This window comes from Bradyrhizobium sp. SZCCHNRI2009, assembly GCF_032485115.1.
In the GTDB taxonomy this organism is placed as follows: Bacteria; Pseudomonadota; Alphaproteobacteria; order Rhizobiales; family Xanthobacteraceae; genus Bradyrhizobium.
Genome location: NZ_JAUEUH010000002.1, coordinates 96092 through 117325, shown reverse-complemented (window position 1 = coordinate 117325; position 21234 = coordinate 96092). Strand labels below are relative to the sequence as shown.

The 21234-nt window shown below is 66.2% G+C and carries 18 protein-coding genes; all 18 read right to left on the bottom strand.

Going from position 1 to position 21234, the window contains the following annotated elements; genetic code table 11:
* The 18 genes from QX041_RS08070 to QX041_RS07985 all read right to left on the bottom strand — a co-directional run bounded on the left by QX041_RS08070 (nt 1) and on the right by QX041_RS07985 (nt 21231).
* Nucleotides 1–1575: a xanthine dehydrogenase family protein molybdopterin-binding subunit gene (locus tag QX041_RS08070; RefSeq protein ID WP_316164892.1), complete on the bottom strand. Its 1575-nt coding sequence runs from the start codon at nt 1573–1575 to the stop codon at nt 1–3.
* 12 nt (nt 1576–1587) lie between these two features.
* Nucleotides 1588–2067 carry a (2Fe-2S)-binding protein gene (locus QX041_RS08065; RefSeq protein WP_315717444.1) on the bottom strand — a complete coding sequence of 160 codons (480 nt, stop codon included), beginning with the start codon at nt 2065–2067 and terminating at the stop codon, nt 1588–1590.
* 3 nt (nt 2068–2070) lie between these two features.
* The gene (locus QX041_RS08060) at nt 2071–2892 is read right to left on the bottom strand and encodes an FAD binding domain-containing protein (protein ID WP_316164891.1); all 822 of its coding nucleotides are present in this window, start codon (nt 2890–2892) and stop codon (nt 2071–2073) included.
* A gap of 15 nt (nt 2893–2907) precedes the next feature.
* Nucleotides 2908–3351 (bottom strand): SRPBCC family protein, encoded by a 444-nt coding sequence (locus tag QX041_RS08055; RefSeq protein WP_316164890.1) that lies wholly within the window; start codon nt 3349–3351, stop codon nt 2908–2910.
* Between the two features lie 4 nt (nt 3352–3355).
* Complete coding sequence (locus QX041_RS08050) at nt 3356–3793, bottom strand: SRPBCC family protein (protein ID WP_316164889.1); 438 nt, start codon at nt 3791–3793, stop codon at nt 3356–3358.
* Nucleotides 3794–3799: 6 nt separating this feature from the next.
* A complete protein-coding gene (locus QX041_RS08045; protein ID WP_316164888.1) occupies nt 3800–6697 on the bottom strand; it encodes a flotillin family protein in 2898 nt (965 codons plus the stop codon).
* Nucleotides 6698–6773: 76 nt separating this feature from the next.
* Nucleotides 6774–7619, bottom strand: a complete 846-nt coding sequence (locus QX041_RS08040) for a phosphoenolpyruvate hydrolase family protein (protein WP_316164887.1) — start codon at nt 7617–7619, stop codon at nt 6774–6776.
* Nucleotides 7620–7624: 5 nt separating this feature from the next.
* Nucleotides 7625–9844 (bottom strand): ABC transporter permease, encoded by a 2220-nt coding sequence (locus QX041_RS08035; protein WP_316164886.1) that lies wholly within the window; start codon nt 9842–9844, stop codon nt 7625–7627.
* The gene (locus QX041_RS08030; protein ID WP_316164885.1) at nt 9837–10619 is read right to left on the bottom strand and encodes an ABC transporter ATP-binding protein; all 783 of its coding nucleotides are present in this window, start codon (nt 10617–10619) and stop codon (nt 9837–9839) included. Before QX041_RS08030 ends, QX041_RS08035 begins: the two co-directional genes overlap by 8 nt.
* Complete coding sequence (locus QX041_RS08025; protein ID WP_316164884.1) at nt 10612–11700, bottom strand: branched-chain amino acid ABC transporter permease; 1089 nt, start codon at nt 11698–11700, stop codon at nt 10612–10614. The genes QX041_RS08030 and QX041_RS08025 overlap by 8 nt, the downstream gene beginning before the upstream one ends.
* Before the next feature lies 1 nt (nt 11701).
* Complete coding sequence (locus QX041_RS08020; RefSeq protein ID WP_315752526.1) at nt 11702–12712, bottom strand: branched-chain amino acid ABC transporter permease; 1011 nt, start codon at nt 12710–12712, stop codon at nt 11702–11704.
* 199 nt (nt 12713–12911) lie between these two features.
* Nucleotides 12912–13736, bottom strand: coding sequence for an AraC family transcriptional regulator (locus QX041_RS08015; RefSeq protein WP_315752525.1), 825 nt, complete (start codon nt 13734–13736; stop codon nt 12912–12914).
* Between the two features lie 119 nt (nt 13737–13855).
* Nucleotides 13856–15106, bottom strand: a complete 1251-nt coding sequence (locus QX041_RS08010; RefSeq protein WP_315752524.1) for an ABC transporter substrate-binding protein — start codon at nt 15104–15106, stop codon at nt 13856–13858.
* A gap of 314 nt (nt 15107–15420) precedes the next feature.
* Entirely contained in the window at nt 15421–15774 is a 354-nt protein-coding gene (locus QX041_RS08005) for a hypothetical protein (RefSeq protein WP_315752523.1), read from the bottom strand.
* Nucleotides 15775–15972: 198 nt separating this feature from the next.
* A complete protein-coding gene (locus QX041_RS08000) occupies nt 15973–17304 on the bottom strand; it encodes a lysine N(6)-hydroxylase/L-ornithine N(5)-oxygenase family protein (protein WP_316164883.1) in 1332 nt (443 codons plus the stop codon).
* A gap of 18 nt (nt 17305–17322) precedes the next feature.
* Nucleotides 17323–18384, bottom strand: a complete 1062-nt coding sequence (locus QX041_RS07995) for a GNAT family N-acetyltransferase (protein ID WP_410051859.1) — start codon at nt 18382–18384, stop codon at nt 17323–17325.
* Between the two features lie 133 nt (nt 18385–18517).
* Complete coding sequence (locus tag QX041_RS07990) at nt 18518–20251, bottom strand: cyclic peptide export ABC transporter (protein ID WP_316164881.1); 1734 nt, start codon at nt 20249–20251, stop codon at nt 18518–18520.
* Nucleotides 20248–21231 (bottom strand): alpha/beta hydrolase, encoded by a 984-nt coding sequence (locus QX041_RS07985; RefSeq protein ID WP_316164880.1) that lies wholly within the window; start codon nt 21229–21231, stop codon nt 20248–20250. The genes QX041_RS07990 and QX041_RS07985 overlap by 4 nt, the downstream gene beginning before the upstream one ends.
* Nucleotides 21232–21234: the final 3 nt, after the last annotated feature.

The window sequence follows — 21234 nt, the reverse complement described above, 5'->3', positions numbered from 1 at the left end:
TCAGCGCCTCCTCGTGCCGAACACCGACGAGAACCGCGTCGCGCCGTGCCCCGGCGAAGGCGCCGGGCTCGTTGGCGGAGGTGGTGGCGGCTCGGGCTGTGGCGGCGCCGAGAGACCACGATCGTAGCTGGTGCGTTGCTGCGCCGGCGCCGAGCGCGGCTGTGAGGGCTCGCGCGGCGTCGACGGCACCGCGGCCCGCGCGCCACCGCCATCCCTGCGCGACGACATCCGGCGGAACTCCTCGCGGATCGGCCATTTCGCTTTCTCCGCCGCGACCTGGACGCATTCGATCAGCGCGGTGTTCTTGGCCTCGCGGCGATGCGCCTTCATGTCGCCGTCGCGATAGGCATTGAGGATACGAAACTCCATCGGGTCCATGCCGATCAGATGCGCGAGCTTGTCCATCTGGCATTCGAGCGCGAAGTCCATGCCGGTGATGCCGAAGCCGCGCATTGCGGTGGCCGGCGTGCGGTTGGTGAAGATGCAGTAGATGTCGCCATGGACGTTCGGGATCGTGTAGGGCCCCGGCAGGTGCGCGGCACATTTGACCACCGCGTAGCTCGACAGCCGCGTATAAGCACCAGAGTCGAAATAGCCGCGGATCTGGCGCGCCACGATGCGGCCGTCGCGCATGACCCCGTCCTTGATGTAGATGCGCTCGGCGCCGCGGGGCGGCCCGAACTGCATCTCCTCCTCTCGCCCGAGCACATAGCGCACCGGGCGCCCCGTCAACATCGCAGCGAGAATGGCGAGCGGCTCGGTCAGCGTGTCGACCTTGCCGCCGAAGCCGCCACCGACCGTGCCGCCGATGAAGTGGAATGTGTTCGACGGCAGATCGAGGATCTTGGCGCAGGTGTCGAGCGAGAAGAACAGCGCCTGGGTCGAGGTATAGACCACGTAGCGGCCGTTGGTGTCGGGCGCGGCGATCGAGCCGTTGGTCTCGACCGGCGCGTGCTCGATCGGCGACATCTGGTAGCGCTGCTCCAGCACGTGATCGGCGCCGGCAAAGCCGCGCTCGACGTCGCCGAAACGCAGCTTCTGATGATCGTAACGGTCGTGATAGGTGAATGTGTTCTTTGGATAGGTCTCGTTGACGGTGGGCGCGCCCGGCTTCAGCGCCTCCTCGACGTCGAACACCGCCGGCAAGATCTCATAGTCGACGCGTACCCTGGCCGCCGCCTCGGCCGCCGCGCGCGGCGTCTCGGCGACGACGGCGACGATCGGCTCGCCGCGGTAGCGTACCTTGTCGACGGCAAGCGTCGGCTCATCGTCCTTGCCAAAATTGATCAGGCTGAGCAGCGTGTTGAGATTGCGCGGCACGTCGCTGCCGCGGATGATCCGCCGCACGCCCTCGCTCCGTTCGGCCTCGCTGGTCTCGATGCGGCGCAGCCGCGCATGCGGCTGCGTGGATCTGACGACCTTCAGATGCAGCATGCCCTGCAGCTTGTGATCGTTGAAATAGGTCGAGGTCCCCGTGACATGGCCGAGCATGTCCTGGCGTTGGGTGCCCTTGCCGACCTCGTTGAGATTGTCGTCGCGCTCGTCGGCGAAGATGTCCTTGCGCAGTTCCAGCATGGCGATCTCTCCTCACGCACTCGCGCGCAGCGACGCGGCCGCCGCCAGCACCGCATTGATGATCGGCTCGTAGCCGGTACACCGGCAGATGTTGCCCGAAATCGCCTCCACCACCTGCTCGCGGCTTGGCTGCGGGATCTTGTCGAGCAGCGCCTTCGCCGCCATCAGCATGCCCGGCGTGCAGTAGCCGCATTGCGCGGCAAAACCCTCGGCGAAGGCGCGCTGCAGCGGATGTAAATTCGGACCGCTCTTGATGCCGTCGAGGGTCTCGACCGCGCGGCCCTCGACGGCTTCGGCGAGCGTCAGACAAGACAGGTGCGCGTCGCCATCGATGAGGACCGTGCAGGCGCCGCAGCCGCCCTGGCCGCAACCGAATTTCGGCGTGAGGTCGCCGATCATCTCGCGCAGCACGACCAGCAGATTGGTGCCGCCGTCGACGAACAGCGCGACATCGCGACCATTGTGCCGGAACTGAAGTGGGGTCTTGGCCATGCTCTAGCTCTCCTGTCCCGACAACAGCCGCCGCAGATGCACGCCGACCACTTCGCGGCGATACCACGCGCTGGCCAGCGAATTGTCGGTGGGTGCCGTTCCCTCGGCCGCCGCAGCAGCGGCGGCACTGATCGCGCCGGCGTCGAACGGCCGCCCTTCGAGCGCGCGCTCGGCCGCCTTGGCGCGGATGGCGGTCGGGGCCATCGATCCCAGCGCGATCCGCGCGCCGGTCACGCGGCCGCCACTCTGTGGAAGATGCGCCGCAAGCGTGATCACCGATCCGCCCTTCGGCTTGATGCGGGCGATCTTGCGATAGCGGAACGCATCCGCCGACGCAGGCCGGATGCACGACACGGCGACCACCAGCGCACCGGCCTGGCGGTCGCGCGATTGCAGGAACTCCTCGATCGCCATGTCCCTGACGCCGAAGCCGCCCTGCAGCGAGACCATGCCGTCGAGCGCCAGCAGCGCCACCGTGAAGTCGCCGAACGGCGACGGCGCGAACAGATTGCCGCCGACGGTCCCCATGTTGCGCACCGCCGGGCCGCCGATCGAGCGCGCCGCCGGATGCAGGAAGGCGAGATCGCGCTCGGCCAGCACGCGGGCGAAGGTGACGCCGGCGCCGATCCTGATGCGTGCGCCTGCCGCATCGATGCCCTGCAAGGTCCGGTCGGTGGCGCGGATGACCGTCGCAATCGAGACGTCGCCCTCATTGAGATCGCGCATGACCAGCGTGCCGCCGCCCAGGTAGCGCGCCGCGCGGTCCGACGACAGCGCAGACGCTGCTTCGCTCGCGGCCTGAAACGTCTTCACCGTGACCGGCATCGATTCACCTCGTCCTCATGCCGCCTGCTTCAAATGCGATCGGATCGCCTCGAAGCCGGCCTGGTAGATGTCTTCCGCCACCATGCGCGTCAGCGCCTCGGCCTGCTCGGGCCGCGTCGTGAAGCGGCTCTCCCAGTGCCAGAAGGTGCGGTCGCCGTCGGTGACCGGCAGCAGCCGGACATGGGCGACGTAGTTGAACAGCTGGACCGGCGTATCGAGCAGGCAGTAGCTGAAGGCCTGTTCGAGGTCGGACAGCGCCAGCAGTTGCTCACGCAGCTCGGAGCCGTCCTTCAGACGAAAGCGCCTGACACAACCGATCTTGTCGGACGTCTGCGAACGCTCGATCGCAGAGGTCGCCACCGCCGGGTGCCAGCGATCATGACCGTTGAAGTCGCGCAGCACCTCCCACACGGCCTCGGTCGGCGCATCGATGATGGTGCTCTTGACCACGTGCGGCACGGCGTCAGCCCCCGAACGCGCGCTTGAGCGCATCGAAGCCGCCCTGGAACACGCCGCCGCCGATCGAAGCCACCAGATCAGCCTCGCGCTCCGGCGCGCAGTCGAACTCGGCGGTCCACTCCAGAAACGTCTTGTCGCCGTCCGTGACCGGTGTCAGCCTGAGGGTCGCGACGTAGTTCGATACGCCCATCGGCGATTCCAGGATCGAGTAGGTGCAGAACATGTCGTAGTCCGACAGGCCGAGCAGCTTCTCGCGAATGCGGTCGCCGTTGCGAAGCCGGAAATCCCTGACGCAGCCGATCTTGTCGGCGGGCTCGCCGCCCTCGATCCGGCTTTCGGCGATCGCCGGATGCCAGTTCGGCAGGCCGTTGAAGTCGCGGACCCGCGCCCACACCCGATCGTTGCGGGCATTGACCACTGTGGAGACGTAGACCCTCGCCATGACGCCTCAACCCTTCTTCCGCGGACCGCGATCGGTCGGCGGCTCGGACGGGCTGCCCTCGCCCGATCCGGCGCCGCCGCCTGTCTCCTTGCGCGCCGAGGTTTCTTTCCGGATGCCCTGCATGTCCCGGGCCTCGCGGATCAGGCCCGGCATCTTGGCAAGGCTGCCGCCCTCGACGCCGATATCGGAGAGGATCGAGTCGATCAGCGGCGCCTGGACGCGGTAGCGCAGCGCGGAATCGATCACCTCGTCGGTCGCGCTGCGGCCGCCATTGCCGTTGCCGCCATTTCCGTTCAAGCCGTCGACCTGCAGGATGCGGATGCCCTCGATCTTCTCCATCGGCTTGACGCTCTCGCGCACGATGCCCTCGATGCGGTCGAGCAGCTTGCGCCGGAACAGCGAGTAGCGTGCCTGGTCGGTCAGGACGTTCTCGGCCTCGTTGAGCAGCTTCTGCGCCTCCGCTTCGACCGCGGCACGAACCCGCTCGGCCTCTGCGGCGATCCGCGTCTCCTCGGCCTGCTTCTCGGCCAGCAGCACCTCGACCGTCTTACGGCGGCGGGCAATCTCGCTCTCGCGCGCCGTGACGACTTTCTCCGCCGCTTCCGTTGCACGCGAGCGCGCCTCTTCGGCCGCGACCTTGGCCGCGGATTCCTCCAGCGATTTTTGATACAGCGCGATGGCCTTCTCCATCAGCGCCGTCTCGACGTCCTTCTCGCGGTTCACTTCGAGCTTGCGCAGCTCGCGCTCGCGGCCGATGCGGGCCTCGTCGAGACCACGATCCGAGGCGATGCGGGCGCGTTCGACCTCCTCACGGGCCGCGATCTCGGCCTCCTGCAGCGACTGGACGCGCGCGACCTCGAGCTGCTCGATCGCCCGGCGACGCTCCAACCGGACGGCCTCCAGCGCCTGCTCGCGCGAGACATCGGCGGTCTCGACCTGCCTGCGCGCGACGATCTCGGCTTCCTTGACCTGGCGATCCGCATCGATGCGCTCGGCTCGCTTGGCGGCGAGCTCGATGACGCGGGTTTCGTCGGCGAGCTCGATCGCCTTCTTCTGGTCGATGTTGAGCACCTCGCGCGTCCGCGACGAGGCAATGCGCTCGGCCTCCAGCGCCAGCTCGACTTCGATGCGACGCCGCTCGACCGCCTCCCGACGCTTGAGATCGGCGGCCTCGACGGCCTCCGTGCGCTCGATCTCCAGGCTGCGCGTCTCCTTCTCCGACTGGATCCGCTTGGCTGTTACAGCCAGCTCCTGGGCGATGCGGGCCGCTTCGATCGCCTCGCGCGAGGCGATGTCGGCCTCCTCGATGGTCCTGACGCGCGCGATCTCCAGCGCACGCACCCGCTCCTCCTGCGCGATACGGCTGGCCTCCGTCGCCTCGCGCGCGGCGATGCCGGCGATCTCGATGCCCTGGTTGCGCTCGATCTCCAGCCTGCGCGTGGCGTGCTCGGCGGCGATCCGTTCCGCAGACAATGCCTGCTCGCGCGCGATCCGGGCGGCCTCGACCGCTTTCTGCGCCTCGATCTCAGCCTCCTGGATGTTGCGCACTTGGGCAATCTCGGTGGCGCGGGTGCGCTCGTCGGAGCTGATGCGCTCCAGATTGACGATCATGGTCTGCGCGATGCGCGCCTTCTCTGTCGCCTCGCGCGCGGCGATCTCCGCCTGCTCGATCGCGCGGGTGCGTTCGATCTCGCGGCGGTGTGTCTCCTCGTCATTGGCGATGCGCGCATCGGAGACGACGCGGTCCTGCTGAATCCTGGCCTTCTCCACCGCCTCGCGCGCGGCGATCTCGGCTTCCTCGATGGTGCGGGTCCGCTCGATATCGCGTTGGCGCACCTCGCGCTCAGATTCGATGCGCGCGGCGTCGATCGCGCGCTGGTTGGCGATCCGCGCCTTCTCGATGTCCTCGCGCGCCAGCAGCTCCCTCTCTTCGACGGCACGCGTCCGCTCGATCTCGCGCTGCCGCGTGTCGCGCTCGGCAGCGATTCGGGCCTCGGCAATCGTCAGTTCGTTCGCGATCCGCGCCTTCTCGATCGCCTCGCGCGCCATGATCTGTGCCTGCTCGGCCTCGGTCTCGCGCAGCGCCCGCTCGCGCGCCACCTCCGTCCGCTGCAGGGCGCGGCGCATCTCGATGTCGCGCTCCTGCTCCAGCCGCGCCGTCTCGCTCTCGCGCTCGATATCGAGCGCCTCGCGCTCGGCTTCGAGGTTGCGGGTGCGAATCTTGATCATCGAGTCCTGCTCGATGTCGTTGCGCAGCTTGCGCTTGCTCTCGATGTCCTCCATCAGCCGCGTCAGGCCCTCGGCATCGAACCGGTTCGAGGGGTTGAAGAATTCGAGATCTGTCTGGTCCAAATCGGTGATTGCCACCGATTCCAGCTCCAGGCCGTTCTGGGCCAGCGCCTCGGCCGCGGCCGCCTTGAGACGGGACACGTAGTCGCCGCGCTGCTCGTGCATCTGCTCCATGGTCATTTCAGCGGCAACCGAGCGCATGGCCGAGATGAACTTGCCGGACAGCAGCGCATGCAGCCGCTCCGGCTCGAGCGTGCGACGGCCGAGCGTCGCCGCCGCGATCGACACCGCCTCGCGCGTCGGCTGGACACGAACGTAGAAGTCGGCCTCGACGTCGACCCGCATGCGGTCGCGCGTAATGACGGCGTCCTGCCGCGCGCGCGTGATACCCATCGGCAGCACGTTCATGTTCACCGGCGTATAGTCGTGAATGAAGGGCAGCACGAAGGCGCCGCCATTGATCACGACGCGCTCCCCGAGGAAGCCGGTGCGGACGAAGGACACCTCCTTCGACGAGCGGTGATACAGCCAGTTGACGATGTAGACCGCGACCACGATGACGATGATCGCAATGATCAGCCAAAGAATCAGCTCACCGATCAGAGCCCCGGACATCTCATTCCTCCCTCAGTCTCTCGTCCGGCGAATGCGGCGCCTCAGCGCCGCTGCTGCCGGATCTCATGTTGTCGCCTCAGACGCGGCGCGGCCGCGAGCTGATCGCCTTGAAATGTCGCACCTGTTCCGTCAACGCGCGCTCCACCGGCAGCCGCTCCATTGAGGAGGCGCCGTAGAAGCCATGGCAGTTCTTGGTGTGCTTCATGATGAAGTCGGCGTCGGACGGCTCCGCGATCGGGCCGCCATGCGCCAGAACCAGAATCTCGGGGTTGACACTGAGCGCGGCCGAGGCCCAGCTGTCGATCAGGCCGGGACAGTCTTCGAGCTTGGGCGCGGTCTGCGCGCCGATCGAGCCGCCGGCTGTCAGACCGAGATGGCAGACGATGATGTCCGCGCCCGCGATCGCCATGCCCGCGGCCTGGGCTTCATTGAAGACGTAAGGCGTCGTCAGCAGGTCCTTGTCATGCGCCCGCCCGATCATGTCGATCTCCAGCGCGTAGGAAATGCCCGTCTCCTCGAGATTGGCGCGGAAAGTGCCGTCGATCAGGCCGACGGTCGGGAAGTTCTGCACACCGGAGAAGCCAAGCGCCTTCAGCTCATCGAGGAACACATCCATGTCGCGGAACGGGTCGGTGCCGTTGACGCCCGCGAGCACCGGGGTCGACTTCACCACCGGCAGCACCTCGCTGGCCATCTCGACCACGATGGCATTGGCGTCGCCATAGGCCATCAGTCCGGCGAGCGAGCCGCGGCCGGCCATGCGATAGCGGCCGGAATTGTAGATCACGATCAGGTCGATGCCGCCGGCCTCCTCGCATTTGGCCGACAGGCCGGTGCCGGCGCCGCCGCCGATGATCGGCACGCCACGGCGCACCATGTCGCGAAACTTCTTCAGCAGCGGTGCGCGCTCATATCTCGGCATGACCATCACCTCGCCTGTCTGCGCCGCGCCGGCAGCCGCCCGAGCATCGGCCGGATGGCGCCGACGACCACTGCTGCGAACTCATTGTCGTTGATGTGATGCGGCACGCGGATCAGGCGCCGGCTCGAGGTCTGCCGCACGGTCTGCTCGAGACTGCGGAACAGCGCCTCATCCGCCTCGCGATCGAAGAACGGCTGCCCCGGCGCATCGAGCGCGGAGACGCCCTTTTCCGGCAGGAGAAACCGGACCGATCCATCCATGCGATTGAGCCGCTCGCCGATCCAGCGCCCCATCTGCGCGTTCTCCGCGGCCGTCGTCCGCATCAGCGTGACCTGCGGATTGTGCACGTGGAATTTGCGGCCGCGGTAGCGCTCGGGAATGGTCTCGGGCGCGCCGAAATTCACCATGTCGAGCGCGCCGACCGAGCCGACATAGGGCACGCGGGTGCGGATGATCGCGCCGAAGCGATCCTCGGTTGCCGGAAACACACCGCCCATCAGCAGGTCGCAGACCTCGGTCGTGGTGAGATCGATCACGCCGGCGAGCATGCCGGAATCGACCAGCTTCTCCATCGAACGGCCGCCGACGCCGGTGGCGTGGAAGACGAGGCACTCGTAGTCATCGCGCAGCTCGGCCGTGAGCTTCTGCACCGCCGGCGTGGTCACGCCGAACATGGTGATGCCGATCGCGGGACGTTGCGGTCGGGTGCTGTCAGCGACAGCGGACTGCCGCTCGCGGGCCATCACCATGCCGGCTAGCGCATGCGCGCCATTGCTCAGCACCGCGCGCGAAATCGAATTGAGACCCTGAACGTCGGTGACCGAGTACATCATCGCGATGTCGGCCGGCCCGACATAGGCGCCGACGTCACCGGATGCGACAGAGGAGATGATCAGCTTGGGCACGCCGACGGGGAGCTCGCGCATGCCCGGCGCGACCAGCGACGTTCCGCCGGAGCCGCCCGCCGAGATGATACCTGCGACATTGTCCTGCCGGCGCAGCCAGCGCCTGAACGCATCCGCCATCGCGATGACGGATGCGCCGCGATCGGTACCGAACACAGCGGGACCGCCGCGCGGATGATTGAGCGCAATCTCCTGGGCCGAGACGTCGCAGCTCGTATGGCGTCCGCTGGTGGAGACGTCGACCAGCCGGGTGCGCAGCCCGTGGCTCGCGACGAGATCGCGGATGAAGCGCAGTTCGTCACCCTTGGTGTCGAGCGTGCCGGCGACGATCACCGCGGGCGGACCTGACGTGAACGGCGCGGCGCGCTCGCGGCCCTGGCGCGCGGCCTCGTCAAGTCGGCTGACGCTGGTGGAGAGCGTGCGCGCCTTGGCCTCGATCTGCGCGATCGGCACCGGCTGCGACCAGCGCGTCGGCAGCACGGGATTAGAGACGTAAACCTTGACGGGCGCAGCTTTCGGCGTCGTTGATACCGCCGCACGTGCGGCGGGCATCTCCTGAACTTCGCCGGTCCCGAGATCGGTCTCGTCGCCGGCATGCTGGCCGACACCGAGCAGGCGCTGCTGCAGTTCGCGGTCGGCGGCGAGCCGGGCCGAGTCGATGATGCGGTTGATGCGGCCATTGACCATGATCGCGACGCGCGACGAGATCGCGGTCGCAACGCCGATGTTCTGCTCGATCACGAGCACCGCCATGTCGCCGTCCTGGCTGAGCCGGATCAGCATCTCCTCGACCTGGGCGACGATGACCGGCGCCAAGCCCTCTGTCGGCTCATCCATGATCAGGAGCTGCGGATTGGTCAGCAGCGCGCGCGAGATCGCCAGCATCTGCTGCTCGCCGCCCGACAACTGGCCGCCGCCATTGTTGCGGCGCTCGGCGAGCCGCGGAAATGTTTCGTAGACGCGCTCGACGGTCCAGGCGCCGCGGCGCAGGCCGGCGGCGAGTCGCAGATGCTCGTCGACGCTGAGCGAGCGCCACAGACGCCGCCCCTGCGGCACATAGCCGACGCCGAGCCGCGCGATGCGCGCCGGATTGAGCCCGGTGATATCATTGCCGCGCAGACGCACCGTGCCGGCGGACGGCCGCAGCAGGCCCATGATGGCCTTGCACAGCGTCGTCTTGCCCATGCCGTTGCGGCCGACCAGCGAGAAGACGCCGCTGTCGAGCCGGAGATCGACGCCCTGCAGCGCATGCGAATGGCCGTAGTACACGTCGAGGCCGCGGACCTCGAGCGCAGGCGCGGAGCGGCGGACGTCATTCATGGCCGCCTCCGAGATAGAGCTCCTGCACCTCCGGATCGGATTCGATCTCCTGCGGTGCGCCTTCCTTGAAGATGCGGCCGTTGTGCATCATCGTCACGCTCTCGACGACGCGCAGCGCCACGTCCATGTCGTGCTCGATGATGATGTAACCGATGTGCGGCGGCAGTGACGTCAGGATCTCGACCAGCTCGCGCCGCTCGGTCGGCGACAGACCCGCCGCCGGCTCGTCGAACAGGATGAATCGGGGCGCGCCGGCCAGCGCCAGCGCGATCTCGAGCTGCCGCTGCTGGCCATGGGCGAGCTCCGAAACCAGTTGGTCACGCACGGACGTCAGATGCACGGCCTCGATCAGGTGCTCGGCCGCCTGCATCAGGGCGTCATTGGCGCTGGGACGCAGCATCGAGAAGCGCGCGCGCGAGACGCCACGGCATGCCAGATAGACATTGTCGCGCACCGACAGGCCGAGGAACAGCGCCGAGATCTGGTAGGTGCGGCGCAGCCCGCGGCGGATCCGCTCGTAGGGCGGAAAGGCGGTGATGTCCTCGCCGAAGAAGCGGATCGTGCCTGAGGTCGGCAGGAAGTCGCCGGTCACGCAGTTGAACAGGGTGGTCTTGCCGGCGCCGTTCGAGCCGAGCACCGCGCGCCGCTCGCCGGGCCGCACCGTGATCGTGATGTCGGTCAGCGCGGCGAGCGCACCGAACATCCGCGTGACACCGCGCAATTCGAGGGCTGCAGTCGAGCCGAGCGCCGAGAGCCGGTCAGCGACCCTATCCATGGCCGTGACCTCCGGGGCGCGACCTCGGCTCCGATGCCCCGCTGCGACGGCGCCACCGCTCATAGAGCCCGATGACGCCGTCGGAGGACCAGAACACGATAGCGAGAAAGCCGAGCCCGATCAGCAGCCGGAACCGGTTGCCGTCGAGCCCGACCTTCACCAGGAAGTCGAGCGCGAAGGTGCGCAGGATGACGAAGATGAAGGCGCCGATATAGGGCCCAACCGGCCGGGTGATGCCGCCGACGACGGCGACGATGAGAATGTCGATGCAGCGCTCGACCGCGACAGATCCGGGCGAGATCTGCCGATAGTTCCAGACCTGCAGCACACCGCCCATGCCGGCGATCAGAGCCGCAAACGCATAGGCGGCGATGCGATGTGCATTGACGTTGAAGCCGAGCGCGGCCATGCGCCTGGGATTGTCGCGCACGCCCTGCAGCGCCAGGCCGAACGGCGCGCGCGACAGATAGAGCACAGCGAAATAGCACAGTGCGGCCACCGCCAGCGTCAGGTAATAGAACGCGACGTCCATGCGCCAATCGACGCCGAGAAAATGTGGCGTGGCGATCGTGTTGATGCCGGTGTGGCCGTTGAATATCGCCCAGTTCTGATTGGTGAAATAATAGAACGCCGCGCCGATCGCGAGCGTGATCATGATGGTGTAGATGCCCTCGGTGCGTACCGCCAGCGCGCCGCCCAGCGTGCCGAACAGCACCGCGAGCACCAGGGCCATCGGCATCGCCAACCACCACGGCCATCCGAGGCTGATATTGGCGTTGCCGCTGACGCCGAACACGGCGACCATGTAGCCGGCAAAGCCCGCGATCGTCAGCTGCATCAGGCTGACCATGCCGCCATAGCCGGCGAGGAACATCAGGCTCAACGCGATGGTTCCGAGGATCAGGGTCGTGCCGAAGATCTCGATCAGGAAGAAGCCGTTGGCGATCAGCGGCATGATCAGCAGCAGCGCGGAGACCGCCCAGGCCCAGGGCTGCTCGGTGGCCGACCATGCGGCCGGCTGCCGTGCGGCGCCGCCTGCCAGCATGCTCTCCCGCGCACGTGCCTCCTGGATCAGCGACATCTCATCGCCTCGCCAGGAGGCCCTGGGGCCGCAGCGCGAGCACCAGCACCATGATCAGGAAGGTCACGACGATCGCATAGGTCGGGATGTAGACCGAGCCGAGCTGCTCGGCGAGCCCAATGATCAGCGCGCCGAGCGCGGCTCCCGGGATCGATCCCATGCCGCCGACGATGACGACGACCAGCGAGGCCAGCAAAAAGCGCGTGTCCTCGCCGGGTGAGATCGACTGGAAGGTTCCGCCGACCACGCCGGCAATGCCGGCCAGCCCCGCGCCCAGTGCGAACACCAGCACGAAGACGAGCTGAATCTGCACACCGGTCGCCGCCAGGATCTCGCGATCATCCACGCCGGCGCGCACGATCATGCCGACGCGGGTGCGGTTGAGCGCGAGCCACATCGCGACGCCGATCACGACGGAGCCGCAGAAGATCACCAGCCGCACCAGCGGATACTGCAGGAACACCGCCTCGCCCGACGATTTCATCGCCGTCATCAGCGGCAGCTGTACCGGCCCGATCAGCCAGGCTGGCGTCTGGATCTGATAGAAGTCGCCGCCGAACGCCCACAGCATCAGATCGGCGAACACGATCGAGAGGCCGATCGTCACCATGGTCTGGCGCAGGTCCTGGCCCTCCATGCGACGAAAGACGAGCAGCTGCAGGAGAACGCCGATGGCCGCGACGAGGATGAAGGCGGCGACGAAGGCGAGGATCCATGACCCGGTCGCGGCGGACACGCCGTAGCCCACATAGCCGCCGAGCAGATAGAGCGAGCCGTGCGCAAGGTTGACGTTTCGCATCAAGCCGAAGATCAACGTGAACCCGCTCGCGACCAGGAAATACAGTCCGCCCAGCGTGATGCCATTGAACACCGCACTCAGGAACACCTTCTTGCGGCCGATCGCCTCCTCGAGCCCCGGCGGCCAGACGGCGAAGATCAGCCACGCCAGCAGCGCCAAGGCGAGAAGAACAATGAGGGACCAGATCGGGTGACGCTCGATGAAGCGGCTCATCAGCCCGCCCTCACGACAAGAGGGACGGATCCGTCGTCACAGCGGAAAGGTGCATTCAGCCGAAGATCGCCGGGTCTGCCGGCCATCGCTCGTCCTCCCTCGTCGGATCCTTTTGCGGATCACGTTGCCCAGAGTGTAGCGGCAGACGAGAGTGCGCACTTGATCGACAGTCTCTTTTCGCGCGACGCGCAGCAGCACGTCAGGCGCGCAGCACCTTTGCAGCGCGGCGATAGTCGGTCGGCGCCATGCCGACATTGCCGGCGAAGAAGCGCGTGAAGCCGCTCTGGGAGGTGAATCCGAGATCGAAGCCGATGTCGGCAATCGGTGCTTCCGTTGCCACGACGGCATCGAGCGCCCGCTCCATCAGCAGCGTATTCAGATAGAGATTGGGCGTCACTCCGGTCTGGCTGCGGAACAGCCGATAGAAATGCGGCCGCGATAGTCCGGATTCGCGGGCGATGTGATCGAGCTCGATCTCGGCGCACGGACTGTCCGACATCAGCTTGATGCACTTGCGAACACGAAAATCCGTCACTTCCGCGCATGGCCGCTCGGGCATCTGCTCCGAAACGCGCCAGCTTTCCTCGTAGCAACTGTCGATCAGCTGCCGCAGCTCGCCGTCGAGGCAACCGAGCGATGGCGCGCCACATACCAACGCTGCGGCGCGGCGAATGCAGCGGTCGAGCGCGGCGGTCCGCCGGAAGCAGGTACGACCAAACCGCAGGCCCTGCTCGCGCGCGGCCGACGGCATGAACCACTCCGCATTGACGTAGAGCACGAAGAAGATGGCGCCGTTGCCGACATCGTTCGGCAGGAAGTTGTGCGGTTCCCACGGATTGACCGCGACGATCCAGTTCTCGCCGATCTGATAATGCTGATCGCAGACGTCAATATCGGCCGGCGTGCCGCCAACGTGAAAGATCAGATGTCCCTCTCGATGGGCATGCACATTGAATGGCCGATTGAGCTGATAAACCGTCGCACGGCCGAAGCGAGCATGAAAGACGGCGAGCGCCCTACTCATCACTTCCTCACCGAAATGGTTCTTATTGTTCGTCAGCGTCGATCATTGCTTGGCAGAACGCAAGGGACGCGACGACGCGGCCCGAGCCCGCTCGAGCCGCGTCGCCCTCTGCAGAAAGGTCAGTACTTCTTACATTCAGGCACGGTGCGGCTCGGCAGGCCGATCTTGGCGAAGGTGGCGGCATCATATCCCAGCGTCTGGTTGACGTCGGGAATCACCTTCACCACCTTGCTGAACAGCGCGCCCTTGCCGTCGTCGACGACCTCGGTGACGAAGTTGGTGCCGATGGCCTGGCGGTTGGCGTCGAGCTTGATCTTGCCGTTGGGGGCATCGATCTCGATCTTCGCCAGCGCCGCCTTGAGCTTGGCCTGGTTGTTCGACAGATCGCCATTGACCTCGCGCAGCGCCAGGATCAACGCCATGGTCGAGCCATAGTAGTTGGTGGCAAGCAGCGACGGGCTCGGGAAGCGCTTCTCCGGCGGGAACGAGTCCTGATAGGCCTTCACGAACTTCTGCCAGCGCGGATCCTCCCAGGTATCGGCCTGACCCGACGCCGCAATCGTACCGATCAGGGCGTTCTTGGCATTTCCCTTGGACGACAGGATGGTCTGGTCGATCATGATCGAGCCGCCCATCAGGTGCGCCTTGCCGCCGGCCTGCTGATACTGGTTGAGGAAGTTGACGGCATCGGCGCCGCCGAGACCGAGATAGATCGCATCGACATCATCGGGCAGCGCCGCAATCACCGACGCGAAATCCTTGGTGCCGAGCGGGACCCATTGCCGGCTGGTGATCTTGCCGCCCAGGCCGCAGAACTCCAGCGCCAGGCCGAACACCTGGGTGTAGATGAAGGAATAGTCTTCGCCGACGGTCGCGATCTTGCGATAGCCCTTGGTCTCGTAGGCATATTTGCCGAGGCCGACCTGCCATTGGGCGCCGTCCATGTTGAAGCGGAAGAAGTTCGGCGCGGGATCGACATAGGTCGTCTCCTGCGCACCGGACGCCGCGTTCACGAAGGTCAGCTCAGGGTGCGTCTTGGCGAAGTTCTTGACGGCGATGCCCTCGTCGCCCGACAGCGGCGACAGCAGGATCTGTACCTTGTCCTGCTCGATCAGCTTGCGCACGGCACGGACGGCCGAGTCCGGCGTGGCGTCGGTCGACGCGACGACGAATTCCAGCTCCTTGTCGCCGACCTTCTTGCCGAGCACGTTCAGCGCGGTGACGTGTCCGCGCATCCCGTCCTCACCGAGCACGGTATAGGTGCCCTCCAGCGTCGCCGTGACGCCGACCTTGATCTTTTCCTGCGCGAATGCCGTGCCGGACAGCAAAAGCGCCGTGAACACGGCGATACCTACACTTCGCATGTGCATCGAACTCCTCCCTTGTCGCCCATTGCCGGGGCACACGAGCGTGTGCCGGCCACTGTTTTTCTGGCCATGTTGGCAGCGGACCTTCCCGGCGCCTCGCGTCATCTCTGACGAGCGACGGTCAGTCCCCATCGACCGCGGAGGCTACCGGATGAGCCGAGCGCGCGTGCAACCCGCCTGGCCTCGACCTTGACGACGAGTCTCATTTTCCATGATGCGACGCGATAAGGGCGTGATGCATTCCGCGTGCGTCGCGGTCCCGTCAGTCCCCGGCAGGCGCGGTCGGCGACCTCGCCGCGCTGCAGAGCCCGAGCAACTCAACTGCCTCGGCCCGGCTCCCTCGGATTCGTCTTGGCGTTCAGTCGTCGCGATCGTACCGTCACCCGGGAGCGACGGATGCGCCGCTTCCGGAATTCCAACCCGCACATGACGATATCGATGCTTTCATTCGGGCGCCGAACGCGGCGCCCGTGGAACGCGAGCCATTTCTCGACCTGCCGCACGACCACGCGGCCGAGGTCCAGCCGCCGCACCAGCTCTTCACGCGTATGCAGCGAGGCGATGTCGACGATGTAGTCGAGCCGCTCCGACATGGTCCGGCCGACGAGCCGCGCGTATTCACTCGATACCAGCAAGGTTACGACCCGCTCAGGCAGATGCGGCTCACCCATTTCCAATCCTGCACTCCACCGTGCCCGCCGGCCGACCCGAAAGGTCGGCAATCCGACGAATGCAGGCACGGCGCCCCCCCGATGACAATTCGACCGTGACACGCCAGGGACGGCCCGGTCGCCGCGACGATACCCTTTCGCCTCATTCCACGACGCCGCGCGCGGCGCGCTCATCGTCACTCTGCACTCGACTTTCCATCACGAGTACACGCGCTCCGCCCGGTCGTGAGACGGCGCTGCATCCTGGTCTCTCGCCGTTGTCGACACGAGCGACTTCGTGATCTCCTGAGCCCGCATTGGCAACACCGAGAGCAGCGTGTCGCTCAGGCCGTGCGAGGTTTCGGCGCAGCCTTGGACATAGACTTGTGGACAAAACGCCGGGCTTGTCTGCAGACGATAGTCGCGATCGAGCGACGCCGACTCGATGTAGCGGCTGATCGGATCGAGACACGCCGGGACCGGAGATCGCTCGTAGCCGGTGGCGAGCACGACGGCATCGTACACTGCCCGGCGGCGGACCTCCTCGTCCTTGTTGACGAACTCGAGCTCCATCCCCTCCGGGACGGCATGAGCTGCGACGATCTCGCTACGCGGATGGAGCGTCAGCTTCCGAGCCCCGGCGACACGCTGTTGGTACGTCATCCGGTAGAGCTGATCGAGCAGGTCGGGGTCGACCACCGCATAATTGGTATTGCGGAAGCTGCGGACGATTTTCTCGCGCTGGCTGTCGGACCGCGAATGGAAATAATCGGTGTAGTCCGGGTTGAAGATCTCGTTCACGAACGGGCTGCTATCGGCCGGCTTGAGGGCGTGCCCGCGGAAGACCAGATCGATGTGGGCGTCGGGAACCCGTTCGCTGAGATCGAGCGTGACTTCAGCCGCACTTTGCCCGCCGCCGACGACCGCCACCCGCGGCGACCGGCTGTTCGATCCTGCCGCAAGCGACGAGCCGAGATAGCCGCTGGTGTGCACGACCCGCGGATCGATCGCGACCGCTCGAAATACCGACGGGATGTGCGGCACGCCGCCGACGGCGGCCACGAGGTGCCGCGTGACGCGTGACCGTTCTTTCCCGTCAGCCATGCGCGTGAGCACGCGGAGCGCGGTGACGGACTGGCCGGCGTGCACGGGCTCGACAGCCTCGACCGTCTCTCCATACGCAACCATGCCGCTGAACTGACCGGCGACCCAACGGAGGTAGTCGTTGAACTCGATCCGGCTCGGATAGAACGTCTTGCAGTTGGTGAAGTCGAGCAGCCGCCCGGATTTGTGCAGGTAGTTGACGAAGGTGAACGGACTGGTCGGATCGCGAAGCGATACGAGGTCCTTGAGGAAGGAGATCTGCATGTTGCTGCCGGGCAGCAGCATGCCGCCATGCCACTTGAAGTCCTGCTGCTTCTCCAGGAACAGGGACCGGCATTTCAAGCGCTGCTGTCTCGCGCAATCGTCGATCGCGATCGCCAGTGCGAGGTTCGATGGCCCGAAGCCAATGCCGACGACATCATAGTCAGGGGCAGGATGATACGACATGGTGATGCTCCGTCCGCGCTAGGCTTCTGTGGGTGCTTCATTGGTCGCCGGCTGCCACAGCCGGTCGCCGAAGAAGCGCTCGCGCAGCAACATGACCAGGGTTGCCCGCTTGTGTGGGAAATCGAAGTTCTTGAGCCGGGCAAACCCAGCCAGATCCAGGTTGCGCAGCTGCTGCGAATGCGCCGCCGCCGGCTCGCCGACGATGCGCTCGGTGCGGCAATCGTCGAGGAACATGTAGTGCATGAGCGAGGGAAGCCAGGCCGTGATGAAGCGGCGGCCCCGGAAGCCGTCCTCGCCAACGATCACGTGCCAGCCGCGATCATAGTCCGCCGCATCGTAGAACGGCGCGATGCGATTTTCCTTCGCCCAATAGAGCTCGAAATAGCCGAACGGCTGATCACCGAAGGAGCCGATCAGCGGCACCATGTGCGGGTCCGACATGATCCGCGACAGATACTGTCGGTGCTTGTCGATATCCCCCGCTTCATTCCAGAACGAGTCGACCCGCGGATCGTTGAGCCAGCGGTGGACCAGCAGGAGATCGCGAGCGATGTCGACGACGCGAAAACTGACGACGTCGGACAGCCAGGGAATGAAGCGGGCGTAGACGGTGCCGACCGGCTTGGGCGGCCGCCGCGGATGGCGCCTGCCGTCGGTCATCGCGTAGGACAGCGGAAACGCCGGGCGCGCGGCGTCCGTCAGCCAGTTCTCGCGAAGCTGCATCACCATGTCCGGATACAGCGCCAGCCTGCCGTCGGTCGCGACCGCAACGCCGTGTTTCGCCAAGGCCGATGCTGCTGCCGGGTTGTCGTCAAGCGTGATGACGAGCCTCTCGAGCGACGGCGCCCAGCCGAAGACCGCTTCGGCCATTGCCACCACTCCGCGCGACACCCGGCGCCAATCATCGATCCCGTCGTGCACGATCAGACGCGTCAGTTCGCCATCCGGCCGAAGCGACAGCAATGGCGCGCCGTCCGCGATCACCCGGAGCCCGTCATCGTCGCGAACGACCGACATTGTCGCATCGGTTGCGACAGGGAATGTCCGGACACTACCCCTAACGCTCGCAGTCGCGCTCATGCGAACTCCTTCCCTCTCATTGATCTGCACGGGCGCCATCTCTGTCCACTCCCGCTCAGGATGTAGATCGGCCGGCATGAAGAAGACAACAAAGTCTGTAGCGCTGCCTTTAGATTAACTACAGAGATGCCGCTCACGGATTCGATGCTCCAAGCGACGGAGCGGGCTCCTGCATAACGTTCGTGAGCGTGCGTTGCCTTTGTGCCGGCTCGCGGCGTTCAGCGGCGTCGCTGGCGTCAATCCGACCGTCGCGCAGGCGCACGATCCGATCGGCGCACTGGAAGTAGCGATCGTCGTGTGAGATCACGATGATCGTCTTGCCCAGACGTTTGAGGTCGGCGAGCAGCTCGGTGTAGAAGATTTGACGGAACGCCGGGTCCTGGTCGGCCGCCCATTCGTCGAACACCAGCACCGGCCGTCCCTCGATCCAGGCATTGATCAGGGCGAGCCGCTTGCGCTGGCCCGTCGACAGGTCGGTGGTGGAGAATGCGCCGCCATCGATCGAAACCTTGTGGGCGAGCTCGAGACGGTCGAGATAGCGCTGCGCGAGCTCCGGCCGCTGACTGCTCTGCTGCGCCAAGGTGTCGAACAGGAAATAGTCCGAGAATATTGTGGTGAAGAGCTGCCGATAATCGTCGCGGGTCTCGTTGACGACCGGGCTGCCGTCGCGCAGCAGCACGCCGCGGTCGGGCACATAGAGTCCAAGCAGCAGCTTGATCAGCGTCGTCTTGCCGCTGCCGTTTTCACCGACGATGAAGACGATCTCGCCGCGGCGAATGCGAAGGTCGATCGGTCCGATGGTGAAGGGGCGTTCGGACGACGACGCCGGGAAGGCGTAGGAGACGCCGCGCAGTTCGATCGATTCGATCTGGTCGGCGGTTCGATCCTGCGGATCATCGAGCAGTTCCGCCTCTGCGGCGGTGAAACGGTCCGACAGCTCGGCGATCCGGCGCATCGCGACCTGCGCGCGGCCGAGCGACGGCAGCATGCCAATCAACTGGTCGATCGGTCCGCGCATGAACAGCAGCACCAGAACGAAGCCGCTGGACACCGAGGCCGGGCTGTCGGGCCACAGCAGTGGACGCAGCACCAGAGCGGTCCCGATCACCAGGAACAGGAGAACCGTCCCGAGCGCACGCGCCGTCACGAGCAGATTGATGGCCTTGATCTGCACGTTGCCGATCCGGTCGACCGTCCGCCCGATCAGATCGACATGGACGTGGCGCCGGCGCGGGCGATGCAGGCGCAACTCCTTGGCGCCTTCGGAGATCGCGCGGTAATGCTTCTGCAGGTCGTCTTCGTATTGGCGCGCGAGAGTGAAGCCCATCATTCCGCGCTTGCGGGCGAGATAATGGACGAACGACCCGAGCGCGATCAAGGCTGCCGTGACCAGGAACAGCGGCCACGATAGCACCGCCAAGTAGATCAGGCAGCCGGCGACGATGACGCCCGACACCAGGAAGGCCGGAAAGAAGAACGCGAAATCGCTGATGGCGTCGACATCCTTGGTCAGGACCGGGATGAGGCGGTGCGACCGATAGGATTCGAGCTGGTCGATCGGCGCCATCAGGATCTTGGCGGCCAGCGACTTGCGCAACGAGGCCACGATCCGCTGGCCGACGACATTCGCGCTGATGTCAGAGCCGACCGACCCGATCACGATCAGAATGCAGAGACCCGCGAACGAGGCGACGAGGCCACCGACGTCGCCTGCCCCTGCGTAGAGGCCGCGGTTCGCCACGGCGAGCAGGCCCGCAACGCTGGCGCCGCCGAGGAGACCGAGCAGAATGGCTGCGGCGAGCAGCAGCCAATAGGGCCGCAGCAGGCTTCCGACGCTGGCAACGCCTGGATTGGATGGCGTCATCATGGATTGCCGGCTCCCATTCGCGTGGCGAAGACAGCGGCGAGCTTGGCGCCGATGTCGGCGCGGGCGTGCAAAGCGTCCGGAACCACGTTGCCCATGCGCAGGAACTCGTGGATCATGCCGGGATAGACCTTCAGATCCACGGCGGCGCCGGCCGCGCGCAAGCGTGCGGCATAGGCCCTTCCCTCGTCCGCCAGCGGATCGAACTCGGGGAGCACGATCAGCGCGGGCGCGACGCGCGTGAGATCGGACGCGGCCAGCGGCGCAAATCGCCAGTCGTGGCGATCGGCGTCATGGCGGAGATAGTGGTCGAAGAACCAGTCCACGGTCTCGCGCTCAAGCAGATAACCCGAACCGTATTTCTCGTAGGAGTCCGAGACCTGCTGCGGGCTGAGCCCGGGATAGGCGAGGACCTGAAGGACAGGCTGCGGTAAGGCCCGGTCGTCGCGCGCGGCGATCGCCAGCGCCGCGGCCAGCGTGCCCCCCGCACTGTCGCCGCCGATCGCGACCCGCCGCGGGTCGAGGCCAAGTGCAGGCCCCTCGCGCCCGATCCAGGCGAGGGCATCGACGCAGTCCTCGAATGCCGTCGGAAACCGGTGCTCCGGCGCCAGCCGGTAGGCGATCGACAGCACTGCCGCGCCGCTGTCATCGGCAAGGCCCCGGCACAACGGCTGGTGCGAGTCGAGGCTGCCGACGACGAAGCCGCCGCCATGCATGTAGAGCAGCACGGGCATCGGATCGGCGACGTCCAACGGCCGCGCTGCATAGAGGCGCCCGGCGATCTCCGTCGCGTCGCGCATCGGCAGCGCAAGCTGCCTCTCGAAGGCGAGCGGCGGCGGATCGACATCCAGCAGCGGCGAGGAGGCGTCGAAATCGGCACGCGCCTGCGCTGGCGTCAGTTGCGGAAACGGAATGCGCGCGCCCGATTCCGTTCCGAGCTGGATCATCTCGAGCAGTGCCGCGATATCAGGATGAAGGCCCATGGT